Genomic DNA, 26,477 nt, shown 5'->3' on the forward strand with positions numbered 1-26,477 from the left:
CGACTCATGCGCGACTCATTTGCGGACCGGCCGGTCCCCGGAGCGGGCCGGCAGCACCCGATCCAGCGTCTCGGCCAGCTTCGCGGCCTGGGTCGCCGTCATGACCTGGCGCATCTGGCCGAAGACCGACGGGAACTGCTCCGGCAGCAGGATGGTGACGCCGTCCAGGAAGCGCGGGGTCGGCCGCAGGTCCTTGGCGTGCACGACGAGCACCGGCTCCACCTTCACCCCGCGCGGCAGGTTCCGCCCCAGCGCCGAGGTGAGGTTCTGCGCCTCCAGATCCAGCGCCTTGAGGGTCGCCTCGCGGTTGTCCATGCCGACGAACAGCTTGTCGCCGATCATCTGGGCCTGGGGTCCGGTGAGCCAGTTCTTCGAGTCCAGCAGGAACACCCCGGCCGGGCCGATCAGCAGGTGCTCGATGTCCACCGGCGGGATGCCGGGGACCGCGCCGGAGGCCAGGCGGCGGTCGTGCAGGGCGGTGAAGCCCTGGAACCTCAAAGGTTTGATCGCCCGCGCGGTGGCGGCCTCGCCGGAGGCCCGGCGGCCGGCCAGGCTCACGTGATCGGGCTTGGTGTAGGCCAGATCCGCCAGGGCCGACAGCACCAGGGCGGCGAAGCCCACGCCGAAATAACCGTGGCGGGTCATCGCCGAGCCGATGACGCCGCACAGGATGGTGACAGGGAGGGCCCACCACAGGGAGTCTTTGATGCGTTTCCGGCGTTGAGCGGCCCAAGCCGACTGGACGCTGGTGTTGACCGCCCGCAGACTGCTCCCCGCCGAGGCCCTCGTCGGCTTCAATTCTCTGAACGCCACTGAAGACCACTCTCCTCGTCACCGACCGTACTCCGATGTGCATGCCCGGCGCAGACGTATTCATTTACGCGGCGTCTCGGCGAACCCAGGCCACCGCCGATGTGTACCTACAAGCCACATTGTCGTTAGCCTGGCCTGCATGACGCCGCCGACGCCCGAAGTCGACCCCATGGCCATGACCCTGGAGATCGACGACACCATGGACCTGACTCTCGACGCAACGGTCGGGATCAACGGACCCGTGCCCGCCGGGCCGGTCTACGTCACGGGCGACGTGCACGGCTGCGCCGAGCAGTTGCAGGCCTCTTTGTTCCGCAGCGGCATCACCGACGCCGACGGCGAGTGGGCCGCCGGCTCGGCCTGGCTGTGGTTCCTGGGCGACCTGTTCGACCGCGGCCCCGACGGCATCGGCGTCATCGACACGGTGATGCGCCTGCAGAAGCAGGCGCCGGAGCACGGCGGACGCGTCGACTGCCTGCTCGGCAACCACGAGGTCATGCTCCTGGCGTCCTACCGCCTGACCGGCCCGGGCGCCGACAAGTTCCAGGAGCGCTGGCTCGGCAACGGCGGCCAGCCCAAGGACCTCCGCGCCCTGACCGAAGAGCACGCCCAGTGGCTGGAGTCCCTCCCGGCGATGGCGCTCGTCGACGACCACCTGCTCATCCACTCCGACACGGTGACCTACCGCGAACTCGGCGGCGACATCGCCACCGTGAACGCCACGGTCCAAGCCGTCCTGCGCGAGTACACCGATCTGGAAGCCTGGGACCGCCTGACCCACCTGGTCACCGCGCGCTTCGCCTTCGCCGACGACGGCACCAACGCCCTGGAGTTCCTCGCCGAGTTCGGCGGCTCGCAGATCGTCCACGGCCACTCCCCGATCCCCCTGGTGTTCGACATCCCCGCCGAAGACATCACCGGCCCGATGATCTACGCCGAAGGTCGCGCGGTGAACATGGACACCGGAACGTTCCTGGGCGGACCGTGCCTGATCAGCCCGCTGCCTTCGATACCGCCCCGCCCGCAGGGGAGCTGAGGGGCGCGGTTTGCGGTCGACGGTGCTCGGCGACGATGGCTGATGTCCGACGGCGCGCCTGATTTCAGGTGAGCCCGCCTCCTGCTTCCGAGGCTGCTTCCTTTCTCCGCGGTTGATTCCCCGCAGTTGATTCCCGCGGTTGATTCCCCGCAGTTGATTCCCGCGGTTGATTCCCCCCTGCCCGTTGGCGGCGAGTCTCCCTGGCGCGAGCCGTGCACGGCGCCAATATGGGCGGTATGCGCAGATTCCTGACATCCCGCGGGGTCCCGGCGTGCGCGGGCCTCGGCCTGACGGCTCTGGCCGCCGCCGCGCTGCTGGCCGGCTGCTCCTCCTCCTCGTCGAACGCCGACCCCTACAAGATCGGCGCCCTGCCCACCGCCGACGCCGTGACCAAGGGCCACACCGCCGGCCACTGGACCCGCGAAGGCGGCACCCTCGTCCTGGTCGGCACGGTGACCCCCGACAGCGCCGCCCAGTTCACCACGGCCCTCGGCACCGGAGCCACCGCCGTCCGCGCCACCGTCACCGGCGGCGACCTGGCCTCCGGCCTGGCCATCGGCCAAACCATCCACGACCACAAACTCAGCCTCCTGATCGACGGCGCCTGCGCAGGGCCCTGCGCGGACTACTGGTTCCCCGCCGCCGCATCCCGCCGCAGCACCGGCTCCGGCTCCTGGCTCGGCTACGTCCCCGACCTCAGCGAAACCAACGCCCCCACCCAACAACAAACCGCCGAAGCCAAGCTCTACACCGACTCCGGCCTCAACGCCGCAAAATTCCACGCCGCCCTCAACGCCCAACTCCGCGAAGTCCCCGGCGGCAGCGCAGCCCCCAGCGCCACCATGTGGATGCCCAACCAAAGCGACCTCAAGTCCCTCGGCTACTCCACCGACACAGTCAAGAACCTCTGGCTCCCCCCGAACCTGGCCTCCGCCAACGCCCAAGCCCGAGCCTGGCAACAGGTAGTCGCCTACCAGAACACCCTGGTAGGACTCCCCCCGGCGCCCACCAAGCCGGCTCCCGCCGCACCTCCGGCACCCTCCGGGTCGGCTTCACCGACGGGGTCGAAGAAGGGGTAGGGGTCTCGGACCCGAGTCGGGCCGAGTCGAGTCGGGTCGGCCGGACTGGTGTGGTTGGCAGGGCTGATGCGGCCAGCCCGGTTCGGCGGCTCGGCGGCTCAGTGGTTGAGGCGGCTGGGCCGTTCGAGCGAAGCCCTGACAACGCGAGGCACCACTTTCCACGTGCTCCAGATAGCAGTCACGTGGAGGGCAGCCGGGAATCACAAGCTCAGGGGCTCGGCGCGACTCGGCGGTTCGGCCGGCTTGGTTAGTTCGACTCGGCGGCTCGGCTCGGTCAGCGGGCGGCTCGGCTCGGCTCGGTCGACCCGCTCGGCTCGGTCACCGGGCGGCTCGGCTCGGTCGGCGGGCGGCTTCGGCTCGGTCGGTTCGGGCGGCTCGGCTCCGGCGGCGTCCCAGTCCGGTCGGCGGCCGGCTCCGTCCGGGCTCACACCTTGCCGACCGCCGCGAGCGCTACCGCCTTGGCGTCGTCTGTGGCGCTGGCGTAGCTGTCAGCGTGGATGACTGCGATGTTGAGGTCGAAGCCGTGCTTGTAGACGTCGATGACGCCGGGGGTCTGGGTGCTGCGGTAGGCCTCGTCGCCGAGGTTGGGGATGGCGGTGACGGTGCCGGCGGGGATGGTGGCCCGGAAGGCGTCGAAGCCGGATTTGGTGACGGCTGTCAGGGAGATGGTCACCGTGTCGGGATGGCCGGCGTTGTAGGCGCAGCTGCGGCCGCCACTCGTGGAGGCTATGGCGCCGGATTTCACGCCGTCGGGAAGGTGGGCTATTTGCACCACCTGGTCGGCGGAAAGCAGGGCGCAGGGGTCGGGGACGCCGGGGACCACGAAGCCCTGGGCGCTGGCTGTCGCACCGCCGGCGCTCGTTGAGCCCGTTGCGACCGGAGCCAGGGGCGGCGGAGTGGAGTCTCCGCCGCATGCGGACGAGGTCGCGGAGACGGTCAGGGCGAGCGCGGCAATGGCAACGATCGTCGCGGGTCTCGGGCTTGGCATGGGGACCAGGGTAGCCGCGGCTTCTCGGGCCTAGGGCAGGGGCTAAGGCAAGGGCTATGTCGAGGCTCAAGTCGGGGATCGTGCCAGGACAGACCAGAGAGCCGCGGCTGGTCGGGTCTAGAGGACCCGCGGGGAGGGCAGAGTCTGTGCCGGAACTAGCCCGAGGTGCCTGCGGCGTCTCGAGCCTATGCCGTGAGCCATGCCGAGGCCCGGGCCCGGGCACGGAGCCCCGTCACTCGCCGGTGGCGCCGTCGATGGCTTCGCGGAGGAGGTCGGCGTGGCCTAGGTGGCGGGCGTATTCCTCGATCATGTGGAGGTAGATCCAGCGGAGGGTGAGGGTGTGGTGGCGGCCTTCGAACATTTCGTCGAGGGCCCGGTGGTGGGTTGCTTGGCGGGAGTGGGTGAGTTCTTCGCGGAAGGTTGCGAAGTCGGATTCGGCGGTGGCTGGGGTGCCGTTGTGGAAGTCGCCGTCGGGGTCTTCTTCGGTGGTGAAGAGCTCCTCGAGGGTTTTCTGGCCTAGGAATTGGATGCGGAACCACCAGCGCTCCACCAGTGCCATGTGGCGGACCAGGCCGAGGAGGGACAGCTCTGTGCTGGGGAGGGGGCGGGATGCCAGTTGGTCGGCGGTGAGGCCGCCGCATTTCCAGAGGAGGGTTTCGCGGTGCCAGTCCAGATAGTGCTCGAGGCTCTCGCGTTCGGTGTCGGCGGGGATGTTCTCGGTGCGTTCGAAGATCGGCGCGGTCCAGTCGGACGGCGATGAAGTTGACGGTGAAGTTGACGGTGAAGTCGTAGATGAAGAAGACATGGGCCCTAGCGTCTCGGTCTTCGGGCCAGTCTGGCAACGCTGCGAGGAAACCCGTGTATGGTGGGTGACCGTCGGCACATCACAGGGCCCGCATATATCGCATCATCTCCGGTATATGCGGGCCCTGTCACGTTGTGGGCTGGTGAGCCGCGCGCTCAGTCCGCGAGAGGCAGGTAGACCTGCGCGCCGGAGGCGAGGAACTCTGCGGACTTCGCGTCCATGCCGGCCTTGATCTCGCCGTCGTCGGTGGCGGCCATCTGGTCGCCGTATTGCTCCGCGATGTTGCGGCTGATCTGCATGGAGCAGAAGTGCGGGCCGCACATGGAGCAGAAGTGCGCGGTCTTCGCGGGGGCGGCCGGCAGGGTCTCGTCGTGGTAGGCGCGGGCGGTGTCGGGGTCCAGGGCCAGGTTGAACTGGTCTTCCCAGCGGAATTCGAAACGGGCGTCGGACAGTGCGTCGTCCCAGCGCTGGGCGCCTTCGTGGCCCTTGGCGAGGTCGGAGGCGTGGGCGGCGATCTTGTAGGCGATCAGGCCTTGCTTGACGTCGTCGCGGTTGGGCAGGCCCAGGTGTTCCTTGGGCGTCACGTAGCAGAGCATCGCGGTGCCGTACCAGCCGATCATCGCCGCGCCGATGGCGGAGGTGATGTGGTCGTAGCCGGGGGCGATGTCGGTGGTGAGCGGGCCGAGGGTATAGAAGGGCGCCTCGTCGCAGAGCTCCATCTGGAGCTCGACGTTCTCCTTGATCTTGTGCATCGGGACGTGGCCCGGGCCCTCGATCATCACCTGGACGCCGAGCTCGCGGGCGATCTTCGACAGTTCGCCGAGGGTGGTCAGTTCGGCGAACTGGGCCGCGTCGTTGGCGTCATAGATGGAGCCGGGGCGCAGGCCGTCGCCGAGGGAGTAGGTGACGTCGTAGCGCGCCAGGATCTGCGTCAGTTCCCTGAAGTTCGTGTAGAGGAAGTTCTCCTCGTGGTGCGCCAGGCACCAGGCGGCCATGATCGAGCCGCCGCGCGAGACGATGCCGGTCTTGCGGTTGGCGGTCAGCGGGACGTAGCGCAGCAGCACGCCGGCGTGGATCGTCATGTAGTCCACGCCCTGCTCGCACTGCTCGATCACGGTGTCGCGAAACACCTCCCAGGTGAGGTCCTCGGCCTTGCCGTTGACCTTCTCCAGCGCCTGGTAGATCGGCACGGTGCCGATCGGGACCGGGCTGTTGCGCAGGATCCATTCGCGGGTGGTGTGAATGTTCCGGCCGGTGGACAGGTCCATCACGGTGGCGGCGCCCCAGCGCGTGGCCCACACCATCTTGTCCACCTCCTCCTCGATCGAGGAGGCGACCGAGGAGTTGCCGATGTTGGCGTTCACCTTGGTCAGGAAGTGGCGGCCGATGATCATCGGCTCGGCCTCGGGGTGGTTGACGTTGGCCGGGATGACCGCCCGCCCCCGCGCGACCTCGTCCCGCACGAACTCCGCGGTGACCCCCTCCCGCACCGCGATGTACTCCATCTCGGCGGTGACGAGGCCGCGCCGGGCATAGGCGAGCTGCGTGACCGCGCCCCGCTCCTCCGTCCCGCGCACCGGCTTGCGTCCACCGGAGAACACGGCGTCGAGGTTGCGCAGGTCGGCCGACTTCAGCCCGTCGTCGGTCGGCTGCCAGGTCCGGCCGTCGTACTCCGCGGTGTCGCCGCGCTCGGCGATCCACGGAGCGCGCAGCGCCGGCAGGCCGAAGCGGACGTCGGTGCGCACCTCGGGGTCGGTGTAGGGACCGGAGGTGTCGTACAGGACGACCGAGTCGCCGTTGGTCAGCGCGATCTGGCGCATCGGCACGCGCAGCTCGGGGCGCACGGCGGAGGGCAGGTAGGTCTTGCTCGAAGCTGAGGAACCAGAGGAATCAGAGGTACCAGCGGAATCGGATGATTCGGTGGATTCAGACGATGCGGACACATCATTGACAGCCGTCATGGCGGCGCTCCCTACGTCGGCATTACCCGGACAGGTTCGGCGGTCGACGGCGCCAGCCGTCCTCTCAGCCCGGTTCGCCCGAGCTCCCGCGTGTATGTGGTTTCAGTGGACACCGTAGCGCGCGTACCGTGATCCGCGTCAATGCCAGGGACGGGAGCGCCGATGATCGGCAAGCAGGGGCGGGTGACGGGACGCATCGCGCCGGGGCTGGTCGGCGAGGTGATGGTCGAGGTCCGCGGCGGCACGGAAGCCTTCCACGCGTACGCGATGACGCCGGGGACGGAGATCGCGAAGAACGCGATCGTGGTCGTCGTGGAGTACCAGGCGCCGCGGACGGTGTACGTGGAACAGCTGATGTAGGCGGACCTCTCAGGGTCTTGCGATTATCGAATATCGATGGCATCGTTTCTCGATACCATCGACTTTCGATATGGGGGAACGATCGTGGAAGGTGTCGCGAAGAAGGTCGCGAACAGAAGAGCCGGCAAGGTCCGGAACCCGTTGGAACCCTTGGCATCCTTCAACTGGATGGTGCTGAGCCTCATCGTTCTCGGCTTCGGAGTGAGCGTCGTCGCGACGCTGTTCGGCAGCGGCAGCATCCTTGGCTGGGGGCACGGGGTCTTCATCTGCGTGGACAGCGGCGAGTCGGGTGGCGATACCAGTGCGACCTCATGGCTCCACCCCCACGCGGGGGTGAACATCGGATCCGCAGACTTTCGCCTGTGCACCGACAAGCCGTCCACCAGCCAACGCTGGTGGTACACACTGGAGAACCTGCCTGGGACGGTGACCGTGATCGCGGCGGTGCTGATCACCTTTCTGGCTCTCCGGCTGGCCGAGCGACAGGGCCTGTACACCCCGGGCTTCGCGACCAGACTCCGAGTCCTGGGATGGTTCCTCATCGTGGACTCCGTCCTCACGCCGACCGCCAAGGTCTTCGCGGCGCACAGGCTGTGGGCCTCCATGGCCGACGGCCCGATGTCTTTCTCGTGGAACGTCACCTGGCCATACCTGGGCGCGGGACTGGCCCTGCTGTCCCTGGCCCGCATCATGCGCGTCGGCAGCGATATGCGCGAAGACCTGGAGGGCGTCGTCTGATGCCGCCGGACAACGGCGAAGTCCACTTCATCGGGGTGCATCTGGACCGGCTGCTGGAGCGGCGCGGGCTGACGCTCACCGAACTCGCCGACCGTGTCGGGGTCACCGTGGTGAACCTCTCCGTTTTGAAGAACGGGCGGGCGAAGGCGATCCGTTTCAGTACCCTGACAGCCCTGTGCCGCGAGCTCGACTGCCAGCCCGGTGACCTGCTCAGCTATCGGCCCGGCGGGTTCGATTGAATGCGTGAGGCATGCATGTTCCGGGTGTGAGGGTGCTGTGAGAAACGCAAGCGCGATGCAAACGCTGGAGCCGTTCTTCGGCGCCTTCGCCGGGAGTAGAACTTCCTTGGCACTCCGCACGGTACGGAGGCCACACGGGAAGGATGTGAACGGTGTCCAGTGCCGTTCCGTACGTCGCAGGGGGAGCCGTACTCCTCATCGCAATGCTCGTATTCCTGTTCAAGGCCATGTGGCGGGTCGCCGAGCCGAACCAGGCGCTGATCGTCTCCGGGCGTCGGCACCGCGGCGCGGGCAATGACGGGCTGGGCTTCCGCATCGTCACCGGGGGCGGCAGCTTCGTGCTGCCGGGTGTGCAGGTGGTGCGGCGGCTGTCGCTGGATCTCAACGAGTCCGGGCTCGAGGTCGAGTGTGTGACCCGGCAGGGGATCCCGTTGCACGTCAAGGGTGTGGTGATCTTCAAGGTCGGCGACGACCACGCCTCGATCGCCAACGCCGCGCGCCGGTTCCTGGACCAGCAGGCCCAGATGGGGGTCCGGGTCCACAACATCTTCGCCGGGCACCTGCGCTCCATCGTCGGCGGTCTGACCGTCGAGGAGATGATCCGCGAGCGCGAGCGGCTCACCGAGCAGACCCGCGCCACCAGCGGCACCGAGATGGAGAAGCTCGGCCTGATCATCGACTCGCTGCAGATCCAGGAGATCGACGACCCGACCGGGTACATCAAGGCCCTGTCGGCGCCGCACGCCGCCGCCGTCACCCGGGACGCCCGCATCGCGCAGGCCGCCGCCGACCAGAGCGCCACCGAGGCCGAGGCGGAGGCCAACGCCCGCAAGGCCGAGGCGATGCGCAAGGCGAGCATCCAGCAGGCCGGCTACCAGGCCGAGGTGGAGGAGGCGCAGGCCCGTGCGCGCCAGGCCGGACCGCTGGCCGACGCGCAGGCGCGGCAGGACGTCGTCGTCCAGGAGACGCGCGTGGCCGAACTCGAGGCGCAGCGCAAGGAACAGCAGCTGCAGGTCGAGGTTCGCAAGCCGGCCGACGCCCGCGCGTACGAGACCGTCACGGTCGCGCAGGCCGACCGCGAGGCGAAGATCCACGAGGCCGAGGCGCACGCCCGGGAGACCGAACTGCGAGCCGTCGCCGAAGCCGGCCGGGTCAAGGCGGCAGCCGAAGCCGAGGCGCAGGCGAAGCGTTCGCTGGGTCAGGCGTCCGCCGACGCGGCGCAAGCCCAGGCTCTCGCCGACGCAGAAGGGCGCCGCGCCCGCGGTCTGGCCGAGGCGGACGCGCGCCGGGCCGAGGGCATCGCGGAGGCTGAGACCCGCAAGGCCCGCGGTCTGGCCGAGGCCGACGCCACACAGGCGCTGGGTCTGGCCGAGGCCGAGGCGATCAAGGCCCGCGGTGAGGCGCTGGCCGAGCACCAGGAAGCGATCATCACCCAACAGCTGGTCTCGCAGCTGCCGATGGTGGTCGCGGCCGGCGCCAAGTCCTTCGAGAACGTCGAGCACATGGTGCTGCTCAACGGCGCCGAGGGCGTGACGGACGTGTTCAGCAAAGCCCTGACGATGGGTGGCACCGGCCTGGGTCTGGCGCGCCAGATGCTTGCTTCGATGGGGGACCAGGCGTTGCGCCGCGCCACCCTGCCGGAGCAGAACGGCAAGGCCGTGGGTCTGGAGACGAAGGAGACCGTGCAGGTCGTGGAGGTCGTCGAGTAGAACGGCTAGAGGTAGGGACAGCGCCTGAAACGGTTGTGGGCCCGGCGGATTCGGTTCCGCCGGGCCCACCCGCGCTCGGGTTCCACGGATCGCAGAGCTTTGGTTCGCAACGACTGAATCAAGCCAACTTCAGGACCCTGATGCGCCGGGGTGAGACTCGATACGGTCCGGTGCGATCAGGCCGCCTGAGCGCGGACAATCCGGGGGAGTAAAAGCCCTGCCCGAGGGAAGGAACGACAATGAGACCCGCGTCAGCGGGTCTCACCAATTTCCCTCAGCACGCATCCGCCCCGGGCAACGCCCTGCGTCCCGTGGAACCCGTGCGTCACACGGGTCGCACGGGACACACGGAACGCGCCAGTCCCCTCACCGCGCGGCGGCCGCTCGGCCGCCCGAGCCTTTAGTACAGGCCCTTGCGCTGCTTGTCCCGCAGCTTCTTCCGGCGGTAGGCCGGAATCTCCATCATGACCTTGTTGTATCCCCAGTACAGTGCGCCTGCCGCGACGACCACCAGGGCGAGCGTCAGCAGCGAGCCCAGGATGGCGTGGATGATCGCGGTGATCACCCAGAACGCCACGACGGCGCCCGCGATCGGGAGTGCCACCCACTTGAGCCAGAAGGGCATTGCGACCCCACCTTGTCCTTGTCGTTTTTCTCCAGAACCGAAGGTCCTGTACCACTCAACGTCGTGGCCTACGCTTCTGGTTCCCAGGTAACCACGCGATATGTCGCGTTGGCAAGCGGCTTGCGGGACCGGGTTTCCGGTCCGAGCCCGCCGGTGTGGCGCGTGGGGCTAGCGGGACGGGAGTGGCGCAAGTTGCTTTTGAGGATGTTGAGATACCCGGGGCCGGAGTGGCTCAATGTGCTGATGTGCGAGCAGTGCACTGATGTGCGCGGCCTCGCCGGCGCCGCCGAGCAGGGGTGCGGGCAGGGCGCGGGCAGGGGCGCGGGCGTGCGGGCACGAAAAAAGACCCCTGCAATCCTTCGGGCCCGGCGCTTGCGCGCCGGGCCCTACTAGCAGGGATCTTGCCGATTGTCGCCGAGCGTGAGCCGGGTGGCTCAGCGCGCGGTCTTCTTGGCCGTCTTCTTGGCGGTCTTCTTCGCGGCCGCCTTCTTCACGGTCTTCTTGGCAGCGGCCTTCTTGGCCGGGGCGGCCTTGGCCGCCGCGGTCTTCTTGGCCGGGGCCTTCTTCGCGGTCTTCTTCGCCGTGGTCCGCACCGCCCGCTTCACCGGCTTCGGCGCTGCCTCCTCCTTGGTGAAGGGGGCGCGCGCCTGATCCAGCAGCTTGGCGAACGTGGCCTGGTCCTTGACCGCCATGGTGCCGGCCAGTGTCTTCTCGACGGCCAGCACCTCCTTGTCGGCCTTGGCCAGGATCCGCTTGCCGGCCGTGGTGATCGTGGTCTCCATGGCACGACCCTGGCCGGGCACCGAGCGGCGCTCGATGTATCCCTTGAGGGTCAGGTTGCCCAGGACCGTGGTCATCGTCTGAGGGGTGACCAGACAACGTCGGGCCAACTCCGCTCCGCTGATGCCGGGCTCGTCATTGATGACGAGCAGGGCCGTGTACTGGGGGACCGTCACGCCCATCGGCCGAAGCACGGCGTCCTTGGCCCCGCTGAGTTCCTGTTCGAGGCTCTTGACCTTGTGGCCGAGCCGCTGTTCCACCGCAGTCATGGTGTGAGCATATCCGGCAAAACCCTTCATGAACCAATTCAGGGCCGTTCGTGGGATACCGACCCTGATAGCCAGGCGTGAAACCAGCCTTCTGCATCCGCCGATCAGGCGACATCAGTGGACGATGACGGAATCCAGTCACCGTCTGCTTGCCAGAGTACGGGTACACGGGAATGTGCGCGGCACCGGTGGTCGATTTCTTAGAAAGCTGTGACCTCGGCAAGCCCGGCGAGTCCCCTCGAAGTCCTCTTACGCCACAGTGAGCGCATCAAGGAACGCGGAGGGTGTCCGGCCGGGCCGGACGAAGTGGCTTTCATGTTCCGTTGTTGAGGAAGAACGGCTCCGTGTCAAGCCCTCGACTCCCGATTAGGCGCCGTGCGAGCATGCCGCGATGAAGAATCTGCTGCTGAAGATCGGTATCAACGGTATCGCCCTGTGGGTCACCACACTGGTGGTCTCCGGCGTGAAGATCCTGGTCGAGCCGAACGCCCCGAACGCCACCCGGCAGAAGGTGCTCACCATCCTGATCGTGGCGATCATCTTCGCCGCGGTGAACACTCTGGTGAAGCCGCTGGTGCAGATCGCCACGTTCGGGTTGTTCCTCCTCACCCTCGGGCTGATCACCTTCGTGATCAACGCACTCATGCTGTTGCTCACCTCGAAGATCTGCGACCACTACCAGGTGCGCTTCCACGTGGACGGTCTCGCGGCGGCCCTGATCGGGGCGTTGGTGATCAGCGTGGTCTCCATCGCCCTGCACGCGATGCTGCCGGACGACGTGAAGCGTTAGGGCCCGTACAGCCCCGCGTATGAGGCATGCGGTGAGCTGTTTCGCCATAATCGCTGAAAACTCCTGGACACAAACCGGCGCAGTTCGGACTTACTCCGCCGGCAGAGCCGTCACCTGCGGCTACGATCGCCATATGGCGAGTACTGTCGCGGACCGCGTGGCCGCCCTGTTGAACAGGGCCGTGCTCGGCGTGGCCGCCATCGGAGGCGGCTCCTTCGGGAAGACGTACCGCATACAGTTCTTCAGCGGCGGGGCGGCGTTCGTCAAGACGTTGGAGCACGCGGAGAAGATCGCAGGTCCCGGGTACTTCGACGCCGAGGCGGCGGGTCTGCGCTGGCTGCGCGAGGCGGTCGGCGCCGACGGCACCTCCGGCGGTGTGCGGGTCCCCGAAGTCCTCGGGGTCGCCGAGGACATCCTGGTCACCTCCTGGGTCGCCCCCGGGCGCCCGACGCCCGACGGCGCCGAGGAGTTCGGCCGGCGGCTGGCCTCCCTGCACGCCCGCGGCGCGCACAGCTTCGGCGCGGACTGGCCGGGGTACATCGCGGTCCTGCCGTTGGACAACGGCGACGACGAGGACTGGGCCACGTTCTACGTCACGCGCCGCGTGCTCCCCTACGTGCGCCTGGCCCGGGACCGCGGCCATCTGGACGCCGAGGGCGCACAGGTGATCGAGGAGGTCTGCACCCGCATCGACTTCCTGGCCGGCGAGGAGGAGCGGCCCTCGCGGATCCACGGCGACGCCTGGAGCGGCAACATCCTGTGGGACGGCCGCGGCGAGGGCTGGTTCATCGACCCGGCGGCGCACGGCGGCCACCGCGAGACCGACCTGGCGATGCTGGCGCTGTTCCCGCCGCCGTATCTGGACCGGATCATCGCGGCCTACGACGAGGTGCACCCGCTGGCAGACGGCTGGCAGGAGCGGGTCCCCCTGCACCAGCTGCATCCGTTGCTGGTGCACGCGGCTCTGTACGGGTCCGACTACGGGGTGCGGGCCGCCTCCGTGGCCCGGGAGCTGGCCGAACGCCTGCGCTAGGGCCGAGAGCGCAGTGGACGCCACGGCCGGTCATGAGGGCCCGTTCTCAGCAGTCTCGGTTCTCAGGCCTCAGCAGTCCCAGTTGTCTCAGCTGTCGCGTTTTCGAGCCCTGGCGCCGGAAGCACGACCCCCAGCGTCGCCGGTTCCACCGCCGAGAACGGCTCTGAGAAGGGCCCCGGGAAGGGCTCTGGGACGGCCGCACCGCTCCTGCGGCCCGCGACGGCGCCCGGACGTACCGGAAGACCCCTGACCGGCTCGTAGCGCCGTCTGCGGGCCGCGAACAAGCACAGCACGCCGACCAGCAGCGCGGCGGGCGCCACGAGCTCGCCCCAGGGCCGCACGGCCGCCGACAGGGTGCGGACGGTCGCCCGATGCCCCGCCGCGCCGATCGCGACTCCGATCTCGTAGTCGCGGAACCAGCCGCCCGGCAGCGCCAGCTCGCAGGTCAGCACCCGACGCGCGCCGACGGCCAGCGCGCCGCCGGTCCAGGCCAGCGGACAGCTGGCGACCTGCTTCCCGCCGCGCGACACCGTCAGCACCACACCAGGGTCCGGAGCCGGTCCGCCGCCGAGGTTGGCGAAGGTCACCGTGACGCGCGCCGAGCCGTCCGCGCCGAGCTGCGTCAGGAACGGCGAGTCGTCGACCGCGCCGACCGCCATCAGCTTCGCCACGCCGGCGGCGGGCGTCGGCGCGTCCTGCGGCAGATAGCGCAGGCCGGGGATGCTGATCGGGGTGTCCACGGGGTCGGCGGCGGTACCGGCGAACGGGGTGACGTGCACAGTGCAGGGGCACGGCGTCGGCGGCTCGACGACCGGCAGGTTCTGGTGGAAGCCGCCAAGGGCGTCAGCGGTCGCACCCACCGCCGACGCGATGGCGCAAGAGTTCGACGTTCCCCCGATCCCGCATATCTCCACCTGCAACTGAGCCCCTATGGGGAATCCGCTGCCGGTCACGCTGATGGACTCCCCCAGCTTCGCGGTGGTCTTGGACAGCACCAGGGAGGGACCGTCATCGGTCGCGTGCGCGGCCGGCACGGGGAGACCGGCGGCGAGCAGGATCGCCGCGACAAACGCCGCAGCGACCGCTGCGAGTCGGCGCATCAAGGCGCCGCAGCCTTCGTTGTCTCGGGCCGCTCGTGCCGCTGGGGCCGCTCCCGCCGGACCCGGGGACGGACCGGCGGCGGATTCCTTCTGCGCCGCCAGAACAGAAGTCCCACCAGCAGCGCCAGCACCACCAGGGCCGCGACCAGCAGCGTGAGCCAGGGAATCAGGGTCAGCGACAGCGCCTCGGACGATGTCACCGGTGGAGAAGCGGTGTCGTCGGTGACATCCAGATGCAGAGTTCCGATCTCAAAGGGCGGCATGTTCTTCCACGCCTGGGAGAAATCGATGCTCTGTCCGGGCAGGATCTGCGGAAGCTGAACGGTGCGGTCTATCAGCGTGCCGAAGATTCCGGTCGCACGGAGATGCGCTTTAGGGGACTCCAGCAAGTTGCCGCTATTAGTAACCGTTGCAGTAACCGTTCCGTCACTGTCACTCACATAGGCGGGGAATGATGCGGATCCCGTGACTTTCAGTTGAGTGACGGTCAACCCACCGACAGCGGGTCCGTCGACATGCACATAGAGGCGCGCGGCGACTACTCGCTTGATACCGACCTGTACGTTGCCCTGCTGCTGCACGCTCTCCACAGCGGTATCCATTCCGGATACGCCGCCGACGTGATCGCCGGGGGAAGCGTTCGCGGGGATCGCTATGGAGATCGGCACAACCGTGGAAGTGCGTGCCGGAACGGTGATCGTGGGGAACGCGGTACGCACCCACGAGCCGACGCCGATCATGGCGTAGCCGTGGTCCCGGAGCGCGAACTGGCCGTCCCTAGGGGTGTTGTAGCCGTCGGCTCCGTACACGTAGTAGGTGATCGGGTGGTCGGTGTAGTTGGACACCGCCAGACCGTCTTGCAGCGTCGTACCCGGACGGCCCTCCAGGATGAAGTACTGGCGCGCCGCAGCTGTCGAACCCGGCGTCGGGGCGGGCTGGACCCACCAGGAACCGTTCTGGTGCGCGTCGTTGGGGGAACCAGGAGCGCTCGGTTTCGGGGACGGCGGAGCAGGACTCGGAGTCGCGGCCGCTCTAGCGTTTCCGCTACTGAAGCCGACCGAGGCTCCCACTAGTACCGCCCCGGCTAGAAGCACTGCTGCCGCGCGCGTACGCACCTTGCGACGGACCACGGAGTTCTCTCTAGCGGTCCCCACAGTGATCTCCACAGCGATCTCCTCGGCGAGTGGGCCGGTGTGGTACTCATGGCTGAGGCTTCCGGTGGGGCGAATGGACCTCGCCCCACCGGAAGCCGCTTGCGTCCCTCAGCTCAGCGCGGTGTGCGCGCGCCTCACTGCAGGGAGATGGTGACCGTGCCGGTGTAGGTGCCCTGCAGGACATACGCAGGGACCTTCAGGCTCAGCCCGGCACCGACCAGGAAGTCGCCGCCGGTGACGGTCGGCGGGGTGGTCCCGCCGGCTGCCTGCGAGCACAGGGTGATCGCGGTGGTGGTGCTCAGCGCGCCGCCGGAGCCGGCCGTCGGGGTCGACGGGTACGGAGTGCTCCCGGCCGGGTTGCCGGTGCAGGTCAGGGCGCCGGCCAAGACGTTGCCCGCCGGGATCGGCGCGGCACCGCTGTTGGCGTACGGTCCGCCGGTCAGCGCCAGGTCGGACATGGTGGCGTTCAGGACCCAGCCGTTGGTGGTGCCGCGGAAGTCCTGGACGTCGACCTGCTGGAGCGCGCCGGTCTGGGTGTGCGCCGTACCGTCCAGGGTCACGCCCGGGAACGCCACCGCGCCGGTGTTCTCGTTCATCTGCAACGGACCGCCGGTGACGCCCACGTTCGCGCTCTGCGGTACCGAACACGTCCCGGTCGCCGAGACAGCCGCTCCGGCCGCGTCAGCGGTGCAGGAGTTGCCGGCGTAGGTGAACGCCGCCGCCGCCCGCAGAGTCGTGCTCGGTGCGCCGCCGACCAGTTCCGCGGCGCCGATGGCGGCGATCGGGGAACTCGGAACCGTGTAATTGCCGGACAGGTGGCCGGAGGCGTCCGCGGTCAGCGTTGAGGGGCTGCCAACCGGATTGTTGGACGCGTCCACGCCGCTGACCGCCACGGTCGCGCCGGGATCCCAGTTGCCGCCGGACAGACCGACGACGGTGCCCGGACCGCCGGACGACGGCGACGCGCTCAGCGTCGGCGCGCCCAGCACCGTGACCGCGGTCGGGACCGCGCCGCTGGTACTGCCGGTCAAGACGAGCGATCCGGCGCCGGTGGCTGCGGCGGCGGGAACTCCGATGGACCCGGAGATCGCGCCTCCTGCCGGAACCGTGATCGCCGTACCCGGCGTCGAGGCGCCCGCGCTGTCGGTGAACGACGGGGTGACGGTTTCCCCGGCGATCCAGCCGGCGCCGGTGAAGTTCACCGTTCCGCCGGGCCGGACGGCCGCGTCGGCCACGGACGCCGAGGCGTTGGTCGCGGTGACGGTGGCCGCCGAGCTCGCGCCGCTGGCGGTGCACTGGATCACGATGCCGAACTGCGCCACGTCCTGCTCGTTGTTCCCGGGCGTGAACGTGTACGTGCCGGCGGTCGTCGGGGTGAAGGTGGCGGTGAAGTCCGGGATCTGGAACGTCCCGCCGGTGGCGACCGGCGACGGCGGGAACGCCGCCGAGGGTCCGGCCGAGATGGTGCTGCTGGCCGCTCCGCCGACCACGATCTGCGCCTTCGCGGTGGCCGCGTTGGCGATCGGGATGCCGGGCGAGGGAGCGGTGGACAGCGAGTAGTGCCAGGTGATGGTGACCGGCGATCCAACGGCGACACTGCTCGCCGACGGGGTCAGGGTCACCTGGCTGCTGTAGTCCGGCGGCGGTGCCGCGAGCGCCGGGTTGTTGCTGGTGCAGCTCCCGAACGTCACGGTCGTCGTGCCGGCCGCGGCGATGGGAGCCAGGGCCGTCGCGGTGGCCAGGGCCACGGCGAGGGTGCCGGCCAGGGCCGCGGCCCGGCCGGGTCTGGTTCTGTGTCTGGATCCGAACCCTTGTCTCACTGGTGGTGCCCTCTCTTCTTCTGAGGGGGTGACAAACCCACGGGCCGGCGGCCCGCAGGGGTGGGTTGTCGCACACCGATTCTGATGGAGCGTCAGATATTCACGGGCAGCACGGTCGCGAAGTCAATACGCACGTTCGAAAGCCCGGCCGCAGCGTGCGAGGGATGGCGGGTGAATCAGGGCTTTTCCTTCAGCCGTGGAGTGCTTCAGCCGTGAGGCGCCTCAGTCGTGCGTGCCGCGCCGGCGGCGGGTGGCGTACAGGCTCCCCGCGCCGAGGGCGGCGGCGAGCACCACGCCGCCGGCCAGCCAGCGGCCGTCGAATCCGGTGTGCGGCAGGACGCCGTCGGTGGAGCTGGTGGAGGGCGAGGAGTCGACCGACGTGGACGGGGCGCTGGTGGACGGGGTACCCGTGGACGAAGTACCCGTGGACGGAGAGCTGGTCGTCGACGTAGCGCCGCCTCCGCCCGACGCCGGCCCGACGGTGATCGTCGCGGCCGGACCGGACGCAGAGGCCTTACACTTCACGACCACCCCGAACTGCGCCACGTCCTGCTCGTTGTCGCCGGGGGTGAGGGTGTACGTCCCGGCGGCGGACGGCGTGAACGTCGCGGTCATGTCAGGGATCTGAAACGTTTTTCCCGGCGTGACCGGTTCGGGCGGGAAGTTCGCCGAGGACCCGGTGGTGACCGTCGAGCTCGCCGCGCCGGCGATGACGATCTTCGCCTTCGCGGTGGCCACCTTCGCCACCGGGATCCCGACCGGGCCCGGCGCCGTGGAGATGGAGTAGTGCCAGGTGATGGTGATGGCCTTGCCCGCCTGGAAGGAAGAACCCTGAGGTGTGAGGGTCACCTGCGAGGTGTAGTTCGGCGGCGGCGCGGCCAGTGCGGGATTGCTGCTCGTACAGCTCCCGTAGCCCACGCTCGCGGTGCCGGCGCCCGCCGCCGGCGCGAACACGGTCAGCGCCGCCGCGGCGAGCGCGGCGGCGCCCCCGACCGCCGCGACCCGCCCGGTGACGCGCTTCATATGCTCTGGTTGACGACCCATGGATGCCTCCTGACATCGAACGACAGATCGAACTGCCTAGTCATTGAGGAAGCAATCTGACGGAGTGTCAATAGTCATGTTCGCGGCCGCGTGGCGATCAAATGGCCGGTCACGATCATCCTCTGGGTGGACGACCACCAGGGGTTGCAGGTTGTCAGGGTCATGAGATCCTGGGTCGGCCGGACCCCGGGCTCGCCGGGCACCGGGTCCACCACGCCGAGGTCCGTGGGCTGGACAATCACCGGGTCGGCGTCGATCCGGTAGGTGTACCAATCCTTCGCGGTCTCCACGTAGACCAGGTCCCCGGCGCGCATCTCGTCAAGGTGGCGGAACGGCTCGCCGTGCGTCTTGCGGTGGCCGGCGACCGAGAAGTTGCCGATCTGGCCGGGCAGCGCGGTGCCCGGGTAGTGGCCGGTGGCCTTGTTCAGGATGTCGAGCCCGACGCCTTCCAGCACCGGGATTCCCGCGTCGTCCAGGCCGGAGCCCAGGCGCGGGATGTGCAGGATCGCGACGTCGTCGCCGTTGTGCGGCATTGGGGCGGGAGGCGGTGCCGCCATCACCACCGGAGCAGATGGACGCGCGGGTGCCGCGACCGTCCACTGCTTGTGGATGTCATTCACTTCCTGGTTCATCACATGGCGGCCGACCACGTTCGTGTAATAGAGCTGATACACGATGAACAGCGCCAACAGCACGGAGGACGTGACCAGTAGCTCGCCGACGGTCCGTATCGCAATACGCAGAAGCGCCCCTGCCCTCGCCATAGTGGCGCAGAGTAGGGGCGACTCCGTGAAAAGCGAAGAGGCTTAGAAGGCTTCCTCCGGCACATCCATCAGGGCATTGTCAGTGGCCTCGACGATCGCGCGCTGGGCGGCCAGCAGCGGCAGGGTGTTCTGGGCGAAGAACTTCGCCGCGGCCACCTTGCCGGTGTAGAACGGCACGTCCCGGCCGGCCGTGCCGTCGGCCAGCGCCGCCTGCGCGACGGTCGCGCCGCGCAGCAGCAGCCAGGAGACGATGACGTCGCCGAGCGCGAACAGGAAGCGCACGGTGTTCTGCGCGACGACGTACAACTGCTGCGGGTCCGACAGCGACTCGCCGGCCTTGTCCAGCATCGCCTTGAGCATCCCGCCGACCTCGGCCTGCGCGGTGGACAGCAACTGGCGCTCGCGGGCCAGCTCCGCGCCGCCCGGGTTGCCGGCCAGGAAGGCGGCGATCTCGTCGTTCAGGGTGGTCAGCGCGACGCCGCCGTCCTTCACGATCTTGCGAAAGAACAGGTCCAGGGACTGGATCGCGGTCGTGCCCTCGTACAGCGAGTCGATCTTGGCGTCGCGGATGTACTGCTCCAGCGGGTACTCCTGCAGGAAGCCGGAGCCGCCGAAGATCTGCAGCGCCTGCGCGAGTTGCTCGTAGGACTTCTCCGAGCCGTAGCCCTTCACGATCGGCAGCAGCAGGTCGTTCATGCGCTCGGCGTGCTTGTCCTCGGTGCCGGCGGCGCGCGCCTGCTCGATCGCGTCCTGGTGGGTCGCCGTGTACAGGACCAGGGAGCGCATGCCCTCGACGTAGGCCTTCTGCGTCATCAGCGAGCGGCGCACGTCCGGGTGGTGGGTGATGGTGACGCGCGGCGCGTCCTTGCCCGGGACGGTCAGGTCCGAGCCCTGCACGCGCTGCTTGGCGTACTCCAGCGCGTTCAGGTAGCCGGTGGACAGCGTGGAGATCGCCTTGGTGCCGACCATCATGCGCGCGAACTCGATGATGGTGAACATCTGCGCGATGCCGTCGTGCACCTCGCCGAGCAGCCAGCCCTTGGCCGGGACGCCGTTCTGGCCGAAGGTGACCTCGCAGGTGGTGGAGGCCTTCAGGCCCATCTTGTGCTCGACGTTGGTGACGTAGGCGCCGTTGCGCTCGCCGAGCTCGCCGGTCTCCCAGTCGAAGTCGTACTTCGGCACGATGAACAGCGACAGGCCCTTGGTGCCGGGACCGGCGCCCTCGGGACGGGCCAGCACCAGGTGGATGATGTTCTCCGACAGGTCGTGCTCGCCGGAGGTGATGAACCGCTTCACCCCGTCGATGTGCCAGGAGCCGTCGGCCTGCTGGACCGCCTTGGTGCGGCCGGCGCCCACGTCGGAGCCGGCGTCGGGCTCGGTGAGCACCATGGTGGAGCCCCACTGGCCATCGACCATCTGGCGGGCGACCTTGCGCTGCTCCTCGGTCCCGAGGTTCCAGACCACGGTGGCGAAGTCGGCGCCGGAGGAGTACATCCAGATCGCCGGGTTCGCGCCGAGCACCAGCTCGGCCACCGACCAGCGCAGGGTGCGCGGGGTCGGGGTGCCGCCCAGCTCGGTCGGCAGGCCCAGGCGCCACCACTCGGCGTCCATGAACTGCTTGTAGGAGCGCTTGAAGCTCTCCGGCAGCGTGGCCGAGTGCGTCTCGGGGTTGAAGATCGGCGGATTGCGGTCGGAGTCGAGCAGGCTCGGCGCCAGCTCGTCCACGGCCAGCCGCTCCACCTCGGCCAGGATCGACTTGGCGGTGTCGACGTCCATGTCGGCGTACTCGCCGGTCCCGTAGACCTCGCCGCGCCCGAACACCTCGAAGAGGTTGAACTCGATGTCGCGCAGGTTCGACTTGTAGTGGCTCATCGCCGTAGGCTCCCGCTGTCCCGGACCGGCTCAGGGTTTACGTTCCGGTCGTACTGGTGAGTAATAGTCCCTCCCCAGGATGCTACCCACCGGTAACTAGCCGCAAGCCCGCGCCTTGCTCTATTCGGTCACAGAAGCGGTGAGGTCGATCACGCCGGCGCCGTGCGCCGCCCCGCGAGCGGCGGGTAGGCTCTCGTGACGTGTACGGCTATCCCCAGGAGCCCCCGCCGTCCCAGGTGGCCAACCCCGCCCTGAGCGACGCGATCCGCGCGTTCACCGGCGGCGTGATGGGCCCCGAGGACTTCTACACGGTGTTCAACAGCGCGAAGATCTACTGCCCCCGCGGCGAACAGCCCGGCTTCCTGGCCCTGCACGACACCCCCGAGCCCGTGATCCCGATGTTCAGCTCGCTCACAGAGCTCCGCGCCTACTCCGGCGAGGAGTCCCGCTACTTCACCGTCACCGGCGGCGAGGTCCTGGACCTGCTGCCGACCGGCTACGGAATCGTCCTGGACATCGAGGGGGAGCACCGCATCGTGTTCGACGCGAAGGCGATCGAGCAGATGACCGCTTATGCGATGCAGCGGTTGTACGGGGCTTAGGACTGCGGCCCAGACCAGTCCTTCCACTGTGCGGTATCGATGGTCAGCCCGAACGGCTCCGGGAGGACGATCGGCTGACCGAAGTCCCAAACGATCGCGGACTCGTAGCGGCTCGTCGCCGGATTCGGATCGGAATAGAGCGTCGTGCGCACCACGCGCGGATCGCGTTCTACCAGCAGGTAGTGCTCGATCCCGGCGGCAGCGTATTCGGTCCACTTGGTCTTGATCCGGTTCCCGTTCTTCTGCCGGTGCTGCGGGCCCGGTTCGCGATCGTGGTCGGCGTTGGACGGCGACGTGACTTCCACGGCCATCACGATGTCCGACGCTCCGATGACGGCCACACGCGCTGCGGTGGCCTCGGCGGAGCGGACCCGATCCATCACCGCGACGTCGGGAATCCAGCCACTGTCCGGAGGCTCGCCGACTCCGGTACCGACCACCGTCTCCCATACGAAGGCTGGATCCGTTGCCGCCGCGATCGCGAAGGCATGACTGATGAGCGTAGCGATCTTGTTGTGATCGAAACGCGGTGCAGGCGACACGACGATGTCCCCCTCGATGATCTCGGCGCGGAAGCCCTCCGGCAGGCCGAGATAACCCTCGAGCTCACCGCGGACCCACATCTCATACGGCGAGTCCGGGAGCGGGGGATACTCCACAAAGGCGACGCTCATGGGAGACCAACCTTCTGATGGAACTCGATCTGACTCCATGAGTTCAGCGTAACCGCGCTGCTAGCGCAGGCGAATGCGGTTCAATCACCTGTTCGGGCTAACGTGTTTGTCAGCGCCCGTACTTGAGGAAGTCCAGAAGGTCCGTCGGCTTCATTTTGCGGGCGCGGGAGAATTCGCCGTCGGCGGAGTCGAAGCGGATTTTGCCTTCGGGGTTGAGGACTGACAGGGACGGGATGCCGCCGGCCATGGGGTGGTTGAGGTTGGTGTCGATGTCGGTGTTCTGGTCGCGTTGGCCTCGGGCGGTGCCGACGCTGATGGTGACGAGGTGGTATTTCTCGGCCAGGAGTGCCGCTACCTCGGGATCGTGGGTCCAGGTTTCGAAGGTGGTGCAGTCCGAGCACCAGCGGGCGCCGAGGGCTAGAAGGATGTCCTTGCCGTCCTTGGCGGCGGCTGCTTTGGCTGATGCCAGGTCGGCGTGGGGGTCGCGCTGCGGGTCGAATAGCTCCAGGGGCGCTTCCATGGTCACAAAATAGCCGGGTCGAAGTCGGTGGGGGAACCCGTTGCGGCGAGTTCGCCGCGGCGCAGGACGTGGACGCGGTGCGCCATGGCGAGGGCTTCGCGGGGGTGGGGTTCGGCGAGGACCACGGCGCGGTCGGGGTGGGCGGCGGCGAGGGTGGCCAGGACCGCGTAGAGGCGGGTGGCCAGGACGGGCGCGAGACCGTGGGAGAGTTCGTCGACCAGGAGCAGGCGCCAGGGGGCGAGCAGGGCGCGGGACAGGGCAAGCATCTGCTGCTCGCCGCCGGACAGCAGCGCGACGCGGCGGCGTGACAGGGTGCTGAGATCGGGGAACGCGTCGAAGGCCGGGGCGAGGTCGCGTCCCGCGGCGAACAGGTCCAGGTTCTCGCGGACGGTCAGCGTACGGAACACGCCGCCCTCGTCGGGGATCAGCATCACGCCCGCGGCGGCGCGGCGGCGGACCGGAGCGCGGGTGATGTCAGTGCCCTGCCAGCTGATGCGGCCGGCAGACGTGCGCAGGTATCCGGCGACCGCGCGCAGAAGTGTGGACTTGCCGGCGCCGTTGCGACCCAGGACGGCCGTCACCTCACCTTGCGCGATGGTGAGGCTGACGCCGTGCAGCGCCTCCAGCGGGCCGTAGCGGACGCGCAGCGCGTCGAGCGTGAGCATCAGGACTCGCCGATGTAGATATCGCGGGCCACCTCGGAGGCGAAGACCTCGTCGGGGCCGCCGGAGAGCAGCACGCGACCGGCGACCATCAGATACGCGCGGTCCGCGACGACCGTGACGAACCGCATGTCGTGCTCGACGAGCAGGATCGCGAGACCGTCGGCGGCCAGGGCGCGCACGACCTCGGCAAGACGCGCGATCTGATCATCATCGAGGCCTGATGCGGGCTCGTCGAGCAGCAGCGCGACGGGCTCGGCGGCGAGGGCGCGGCCCAGTTCGACAAGGCGCATGGTCCCGGTGGGCAGCAAGCCGGCAGGGACGTCGGCGAGCGCGGTGAGGCCGAGCCGGTCGAGGACGGCGGCGGTCGTGGCGCGCACAGCGCCGCGCCGAGGATCCGGTAGACCCAGAAGTCCGGACAGCAGCGGACGGCCGCGCCGGTTCTCGGCTCCGACGCGGATGTTCTCGGCGACGGTGAGACCGGCGAACAGTTCGATGCGCTGGAAGGTCCACGCGACGCCGGCTCGGGCTCGCGCGTGAGGTGGCAGGCCGCTGAGAAGCAGACGGTCGGTGTTGCCGCCGACCAGCGTCACCGTCCCGGCATCGGCCGTGTCCAGCCCGGTGACGCAGTGGAACAGCGTCGTCTTGCCCGCGCCGTTCGGCCCGATCAGCGCCGTGACCGCGCCGGCGGGCACGTCCAGGTCCACGTCGTCGACCGCCGTCACGCCGCCGAACCGGCGTCGCAGTCCTCTGATCTCCACGCCGCTCACGACACCCGCCGTTCCCGCACCCGCGCCGCCACCGCATGCCCCGCCGGGCTCAGCCGCCTGCTCGCCGGACGCTCCAGCGGCCGCGCCAGCCAGTCCCCCGCACGCCGTACCGCCGCGCCGATCCCGCCCGGGAACCGCCCCAGCGCCACCGCCCCGATCCCGATCAGCAGCCCGGAGACCCCCACCACGGTCCCGACGTCGACCGCCACCAGCGCGGCCGCCCCGACCACGGCGCCCATCGCCGAGTCCACGCCCCACACCGCGACCGCCGCGAACCACACCAGCCCTTGCACCGGGTCGAAGTCCGTCGGGTTGAACGCCTGCGCGGCGGACGTCGTCAGCGCGCCGCCGAGACCGGCGAGTCCCGCCGCGCACGCGAACACGAACACCTTCATGCGCCGCACATCGATCCCCGCGGAGACCGCAGCCGCCTCCGAATCGCGCAGCGCCCCCAGCGCGCGCCCCATCGGACCGGTGTGCAGCGAGCGGACCAGCAGCAGCGCGAGCAGCAAGCAGGCGAGTTCCAGGGCGTAGAACCAGTGATCGTCGGTGAAGCCGGGCGGCCGTGCGACCACCAGCCCGCCGACGAACACCGGCTGCGCGAAGACGAACCGCGCGACGACGGCGGCTGTGGCGAAGGTCGTCAGCGCCAGATAGAGCCCGCGCCGGTGGATCGCCGGATATCCGGTGAGCCAGCCCAACGGCACCACCAGCAGCGGACCGAGGAACAACGCCACGAGCCACGGCACCCCCGCCTCGGCCAGCTTCGCCATGAACAGCGCGCCGAGCCCGGCGTAACCCGCCTGCCCCAACGAGATCTGCCCGGCATAGCCCGTCGCGACCACCAGCGACACGAACACCACCGCCAACGCCGGAACCGCCAGCGAGGCGCGCAGATCGGCCGGATCGAAGAACAACGGCAGCGCCAAGACCAAGGACAGCGCACCGAACGGCAGCCGGCTGACCATGTCAGGGCTCGAAGTCCGCCGCGCGCCGGCGCGATGCAATCCCGCGCCGACCGATTCGGAATCGCGGATTCCCAAGCGGGGCACGACCATCAACGCCGCGAACAGCACCAGGACGAACAGGTTCGTGTGGAACGCGTCGACCAGCCCTTGCCACCGGGCCGCCGGATGCACCGCGGTCAGCTCGGTCTGCCCGATCCCGATCGCCAGCGCGGCGAGGACCGCGACCGGCAGCGATGTCAGCCGGGCCAGCACCGCGACGCCCATCGTCTCCAGCACGGTCAGCGTCAGGCTGTACGGGTCCAAGTGGTAGATCGGCGCCCACAGCACGCCGGCGACCCCCGCCAGGAACGACCCGAACGCCCAGCCGCCGGCGGCGAGCCGGTCGGCGGGCAGCAGCGAGTCGGCCAGATCCCGGTCGTCCACCACGGCGCGCACCATCAGGCCGACCCGCGTGGCGCGCAACAGGAACGTCAGCAGCGCCGCGATCAGCACGACAACGCAGAGTTCGACGATGGTGGCGTAGGACAGTGTCAGCGATCCGGTCAGCCGCACCGATCCGGCGGGCAGCAACGAGGGCGCGTCGACGTAGGAACGCCCGCCCCACAGCAGGAAGACCAGCCCGAGCTGCAACACCAGCACGCCGAGCGTCGCCACCAGCAGCCCCGAAGCCCCGCTGCGCCGCAACGGCCGGTAGACCAGCCGCTCCAGCACCAGCCCGATCCCCGGCGCCACGATCCCCAGCACCAGCACGGCGGCCACGCCGACCGGCAGGTGCCACACCCGCACGCACTGCCACATCACGTAGGCGCAGAACACCGCGTTGGAGCCGAAGGCGATGTTGAACACGCCGGTCACCCGATAGGTCGCCAGCAGCCCGACCGCGGCCAGCGCCGCCACGCACCCGATCGCCAGCCCGTTGAGTGCGAGACCGGCGTAGAACATCGCGCGCCTACTCCTCGGTCCCGGCGGCGGTTCCGGTCGCGGTCCCGGCGGCGCCGTCGTCCACGGCCTCGGTGACAGCCTCCGTGACGGCTTCGGTCAGCAAAGCGTGCAACTCGGCGATCCGGCGGGCGGTATCAGGGTCCGTCGTCCCGGAAATCGCGAGAAGGAATCCGCACACCACCAAGACCGCGCCGGGCAGTGAAGCAGAGGCCAGATACGGCAGCTGCTTGGCCGCGATCGCCTCGCCGGATATCAGATACCAGCCTAGAACCAGCAACAGGACCCCGATGAGCCCGACTGCCCCGCCGAGTGCCACACGGGTTCTCCGGTCCAGGTCATCGAGGCGGGACATGAGCAGAA

The 26,477-nt window shown here is 69.0% G+C and carries 27 protein-coding genes; 9 read left to right on the top strand and 18 right to left on the bottom strand.

Annotation, left to right across the window (positions count from 1 at the left end; genetic code table 11):
- Positions 1-15: 15 nt before the first annotated feature.
- A complete protein-coding gene (locus CACI_RS43550) occupies positions 16-813 on the bottom strand; it encodes a nuclease-related domain-containing protein (RefSeq protein WP_015797345.1) in 798 nt (265 codons plus the stop codon).
- Between the two features lie 139 nt (positions 814-952).
- Between CACI_RS43550 and CACI_RS43555 the strand changes: the two genes are divergently transcribed.
- Positions 953-1,849, top strand: a complete 897-nt coding sequence (locus CACI_RS43555; RefSeq protein ID WP_015797346.1) for a metallophosphoesterase family protein — start codon at positions 953-955, stop codon at positions 1,847-1,849.
- A 236-nt stretch (positions 1,850-2,085) separates the two neighbouring features.
- Positions 2,086-2,928 carry a hypothetical protein gene (locus CACI_RS43560; RefSeq protein WP_041540818.1) on the top strand — a complete coding sequence of 281 codons (843 nt, stop codon included), beginning with the start codon at positions 2,086-2,088 and terminating at the stop codon, positions 2,926-2,928.
- Positions 2,929-3,352: 424 nt separating this feature from the next.
- Here the strand turns inward: CACI_RS43560 and CACI_RS43565 are convergent, their stop codons facing one another.
- The 3 genes from CACI_RS43565 to thiC all read right to left on the bottom strand — a co-directional run bounded on the left by CACI_RS43565 (position 3,353) and on the right by thiC (position 6,682).
- Entirely contained in the window at positions 3,353-3,916 is a 564-nt protein-coding gene (locus CACI_RS43565; protein ID WP_015797348.1) for a DUF3558 domain-containing protein, read from the bottom strand.
- A 232-nt stretch (positions 3,917-4,148) separates the two neighbouring features.
- Entirely contained in the window at positions 4,149-4,721 is a 573-nt protein-coding gene (locus CACI_RS43570) for a DinB family protein (protein ID WP_015797349.1), read from the bottom strand.
- A gap of 155 nt (positions 4,722-4,876) precedes the next feature.
- The gene (thiC, locus tag CACI_RS43575; protein WP_015797350.1) at positions 4,877-6,682 is read right to left on the bottom strand and encodes a phosphomethylpyrimidine synthase ThiC; all 1,806 of its coding nucleotides are present in this window, start codon (positions 6,680-6,682) and stop codon (positions 4,877-4,879) included.
- Between the two features lie 162 nt (positions 6,683-6,844).
- Between thiC and CACI_RS43580 the strand changes: the two genes are divergently transcribed.
- The 4 genes from CACI_RS43580 (at position 6,845) to CACI_RS43595 (ending at position 9,728) form a co-directional block, all read left to right on the top strand.
- A complete protein-coding gene (locus CACI_RS43580; protein ID WP_015797351.1) occupies positions 6,845-7,042 on the top strand; it encodes a hypothetical protein in 198 nt (65 codons plus the stop codon).
- Positions 7,043-7,126: 84 nt separating this feature from the next.
- Positions 7,127-7,780, top strand: a complete 654-nt coding sequence (locus CACI_RS46950) for a DUF2975 domain-containing protein (protein ID WP_049871921.1) — start codon at positions 7,127-7,129, stop codon at positions 7,778-7,780.
- Complete coding sequence (locus CACI_RS43590) at positions 7,780-8,019, top strand: helix-turn-helix domain-containing protein (protein ID WP_015797353.1); 240 nt, start codon at positions 7,780-7,782, stop codon at positions 8,017-8,019. Before CACI_RS46950 ends, CACI_RS43590 begins: the two co-directional genes overlap by 1 nt.
- A gap of 203 nt (positions 8,020-8,222) precedes the next feature.
- Positions 8,223-9,728: an SPFH domain-containing protein gene (locus CACI_RS43595; RefSeq protein ID WP_395994355.1), complete on the top strand. Its 1,506-nt coding sequence runs from the start codon at positions 8,223-8,225 to the stop codon at positions 9,726-9,728.
- A 400-nt stretch (positions 9,729-10,128) separates the two neighbouring features.
- Here CACI_RS43595 and CACI_RS43600 read toward each other — a convergent pair whose 3' ends face one another.
- Positions 10,129-10,353, bottom strand: a complete 225-nt coding sequence (locus CACI_RS43600) for a hypothetical protein (RefSeq protein ID WP_015797355.1) — start codon at positions 10,351-10,353, stop codon at positions 10,129-10,131.
- A gap of 434 nt (positions 10,354-10,787) precedes the next feature.
- Positions 10,788-11,402, bottom strand: coding sequence for a MarR family winged helix-turn-helix transcriptional regulator (locus CACI_RS53370; protein ID WP_049871922.1), 615 nt, complete (start codon positions 11,400-11,402; stop codon positions 10,788-10,790).
- 391 nt (positions 11,403-11,793) lie between these two features.
- Here CACI_RS53370 and CACI_RS43610 point away from each other — a divergent pair, with 391 nt between their 5' ends.
- A complete protein-coding gene (locus tag CACI_RS43610) occupies positions 11,794-12,192 on the top strand; it encodes a phage holin family protein (protein ID WP_015797357.1) in 399 nt (132 codons plus the stop codon).
- A 133-nt stretch (positions 12,193-12,325) separates the two neighbouring features.
- Positions 12,326-13,225 (top strand): fructosamine kinase family protein, encoded by a 900-nt coding sequence (locus CACI_RS43615; protein WP_015797358.1) that lies wholly within the window; start codon positions 12,326-12,328, stop codon positions 13,223-13,225.
- A 62-nt stretch (positions 13,226-13,287) separates the two neighbouring features.
- On the opposite strand, the gene CACI_RS46955 is transcribed toward CACI_RS43615, so the two are convergent.
- The 6 genes from CACI_RS46955 to CACI_RS43645 all read right to left on the bottom strand — a co-directional run bounded on the left by CACI_RS46955 (position 13,288) and on the right by CACI_RS43645 (position 20,979).
- Entirely contained in the window at positions 13,288-14,325 is a 1,038-nt protein-coding gene (locus tag CACI_RS46955) for a hypothetical protein (protein WP_015797359.1), read from the bottom strand.
- Positions 14,325-15,170 (bottom strand): hypothetical protein, encoded by an 846-nt coding sequence (locus CACI_RS43625; protein WP_049871923.1) that lies wholly within the window; start codon positions 15,168-15,170, stop codon positions 14,325-14,327. The genes CACI_RS46955 and CACI_RS43625 overlap by 1 nt, the downstream gene beginning before the upstream one ends.
- Positions 15,171-15,613: 443 nt before the next feature.
- Complete coding sequence (locus CACI_RS43630) at positions 15,614-17,227, bottom strand: hypothetical protein (RefSeq protein ID WP_041540820.1); 1,614 nt, start codon at positions 17,225-17,227, stop codon at positions 15,614-15,616.
- Positions 17,228-17,521: 294 nt separating this feature from the next.
- A complete protein-coding gene (locus tag CACI_RS43635; RefSeq protein ID WP_015797362.1) occupies positions 17,522-18,343 on the bottom strand; it encodes an LPXTG-motif cell wall anchor domain-containing protein in 822 nt (273 codons plus the stop codon).
- Positions 18,344-18,417: 74 nt separating this feature from the next.
- Complete coding sequence (locus CACI_RS43640; RefSeq protein ID WP_015797363.1) at positions 18,418-19,107, bottom strand: class E sortase; 690 nt, start codon at positions 19,105-19,107, stop codon at positions 18,418-18,420.
- Positions 19,108-19,149: 42 nt separating this feature from the next.
- Complete coding sequence (locus tag CACI_RS43645) at positions 19,150-20,979, bottom strand: acyl-CoA dehydrogenase (protein ID WP_015797364.1); 1,830 nt, start codon at positions 20,977-20,979, stop codon at positions 19,150-19,152.
- 200 nt (positions 20,980-21,179) lie between these two features.
- On the opposite strand from CACI_RS43645, the gene CACI_RS43650 reads away from it, so the two are divergent.
- Positions 21,180-21,581 carry an SseB family protein gene (locus CACI_RS43650; RefSeq protein WP_015797365.1) on the top strand — a complete coding sequence of 134 codons (402 nt, stop codon included), beginning with the start codon at positions 21,180-21,182 and terminating at the stop codon, positions 21,579-21,581.
- On the opposite strand, the gene CACI_RS46960 is transcribed toward CACI_RS43650, so the two are convergent.
- The 6 genes from CACI_RS46960 to CACI_RS43680 all read right to left on the bottom strand — a co-directional run bounded on the left by CACI_RS46960 (position 21,578) and on the right by CACI_RS43680 (position 26,469).
- Entirely contained in the window at positions 21,578-22,255 is a 678-nt protein-coding gene (locus tag CACI_RS46960) for a Uma2 family endonuclease (RefSeq protein ID WP_015797366.1), read from the bottom strand. The genes CACI_RS43650 and CACI_RS46960 overlap by 4 nt on opposite strands.
- A gap of 109 nt (positions 22,256-22,364) precedes the next feature.
- Positions 22,365-22,775 carry a thioredoxin family protein gene (locus CACI_RS43660; RefSeq protein ID WP_015797367.1) on the bottom strand — a complete coding sequence of 137 codons (411 nt, stop codon included), beginning with the start codon at positions 22,773-22,775 and terminating at the stop codon, positions 22,365-22,367.
- Between the two features lie 2 nt (positions 22,776-22,777).
- The gene (locus CACI_RS43665; RefSeq protein ID WP_015797368.1) at positions 22,778-23,440 is read right to left on the bottom strand and encodes an ABC transporter ATP-binding protein; all 663 of its coding nucleotides are present in this window, start codon (positions 23,438-23,440) and stop codon (positions 22,778-22,780) included.
- Positions 23,440-24,207, bottom strand: coding sequence for an ABC transporter ATP-binding protein (locus CACI_RS53375; RefSeq protein WP_015797369.1), 768 nt, complete (start codon positions 24,205-24,207; stop codon positions 23,440-23,442). The genes CACI_RS43665 and CACI_RS53375 overlap by 1 nt, the downstream gene beginning before the upstream one ends.
- Positions 24,204-26,117: a branched-chain amino acid ABC transporter permease gene (locus CACI_RS43675; protein ID WP_015797370.1), complete on the bottom strand. Its 1,914-nt coding sequence runs from the start codon at positions 26,115-26,117 to the stop codon at positions 24,204-24,206. Before CACI_RS43675 ends, CACI_RS53375 begins: the two co-directional genes overlap by 4 nt.
- Before the next feature lie 7 nt (positions 26,118-26,124).
- Positions 26,125-26,469 (bottom strand): hypothetical protein, encoded by a 345-nt coding sequence (locus CACI_RS43680; protein WP_015797371.1) that lies wholly within the window; start codon positions 26,467-26,469, stop codon positions 26,125-26,127.
- Positions 26,470-26,477 lie beyond the last annotated feature (8 nt).

It is taken from the genome of Catenulispora acidiphila DSM 44928, assembly GCF_000024025.1.
Classification (GTDB): domain Bacteria; phylum Actinomycetota; class Actinomycetes; order Streptomycetales; family Catenulisporaceae; genus Catenulispora; species Catenulispora acidiphila.

Bases quoted from the DNA above. Each gene is read 5' to 3' on its own strand.
- CACI_RS43635 (WP_015797362.1), bottom strand. From the start codon at position 18,343: ATGGGTCGTCAACCAGAGCATATGAAGCGCGTCACCGGGCGGGTCGCG.
- CACI_RS43680 (WP_015797371.1), bottom strand. From the start codon at position 26,469: ATGTCCCGCCTCGATGACCTGGACCGGAGAACCCGTGTGGCACTCGGC.
- CACI_RS46955 (WP_015797359.1), bottom strand. From the start codon at position 14,325: ATGCGCCGACTCGCAGCGGTCGCTGCGGCGTTTGTCGCGGCGATCCTG.
- CACI_RS43560 (WP_041540818.1), top strand. From the start codon at position 2,086: ATGCGCAGATTCCTGACATCCCGCGGGGTCCCGGCGTGCGCGGGCCTC.
- thiC (WP_015797350.1), bottom strand. From the start codon at position 6,682: ATGACGGCTGTCAATGATGTGTCCGCATCGTCTGAATCCACCGAATCA.
- CACI_RS43660 (WP_015797367.1), bottom strand. From the start codon at position 22,775: ATGGAAGCGCCCCTGGAGCTATTCGACCCGCAGCGCGACCCCCACGCC.
- CACI_RS43610 (WP_015797357.1), top strand. From the start codon at position 11,794: ATGAAGAATCTGCTGCTGAAGATCGGTATCAACGGTATCGCCCTGTGG.
- CACI_RS43590 (WP_015797353.1), top strand. From the start codon at position 7,780: ATGCCGCCGGACAACGGCGAAGTCCACTTCATCGGGGTGCATCTGGAC.
- CACI_RS43565 (WP_015797348.1), bottom strand. From the start codon at position 3,916: ATGCCAAGCCCGAGACCCGCGACGATCGTTGCCATTGCCGCGCTCGCC.
- CACI_RS53370 (WP_049871922.1), bottom strand. From the start codon at position 11,402: ATGACTGCGGTGGAACAGCGGCTCGGCCACAAGGTCAAGAGCCTCGAA.
- CACI_RS43640 (WP_015797363.1), bottom strand. From the start codon at position 19,107: ATGGCGAGGGCAGGGGCGCTTCTGCGTATTGCGATACGGACCGTCGGC.
- CACI_RS43665 (WP_015797368.1), bottom strand. From the start codon at position 23,440: ATGCTCACGCTCGACGCGCTGCGCGTCCGCTACGGCCCGCTGGAGGCG.
- CACI_RS46960 (WP_015797366.1), bottom strand. From the start codon at position 22,255: ATGAGCGTCGCCTTTGTGGAGTATCCCCCGCTCCCGGACTCGCCGTAT.
- CACI_RS43675 (WP_015797370.1), bottom strand. From the start codon at position 26,117: ATGTTCTACGCCGGTCTCGCACTCAACGGGCTGGCGATCGGGTGCGTG.
- CACI_RS43570 (WP_015797349.1), bottom strand. From the start codon at position 4,721: ATGTCTTCTTCATCTACGACTTCACCGTCAACTTCACCGTCAACTTCA.
- CACI_RS43555 (WP_015797346.1), top strand. From the start codon at position 953: ATGACGCCGCCGACGCCCGAAGTCGACCCCATGGCCATGACCCTGGAG.
- CACI_RS43645 (WP_015797364.1), bottom strand. From the start codon at position 20,979: ATGAGCCACTACAAGTCGAACCTGCGCGACATCGAGTTCAACCTCTTC.
- CACI_RS43615 (WP_015797358.1), top strand. From the start codon at position 12,326: ATGGCGAGTACTGTCGCGGACCGCGTGGCCGCCCTGTTGAACAGGGCC.
- CACI_RS43595 (WP_395994355.1), top strand. From the start codon at position 8,223: ATGCTCGTATTCCTGTTCAAGGCCATGTGGCGGGTCGCCGAGCCGAAC.
- CACI_RS43580 (WP_015797351.1), top strand. From the start codon at position 6,845: ATGATCGGCAAGCAGGGGCGGGTGACGGGACGCATCGCGCCGGGGCTG.
- CACI_RS43600 (WP_015797355.1), bottom strand. From the start codon at position 10,353: ATGCCCTTCTGGCTCAAGTGGGTGGCACTCCCGATCGCGGGCGCCGTC.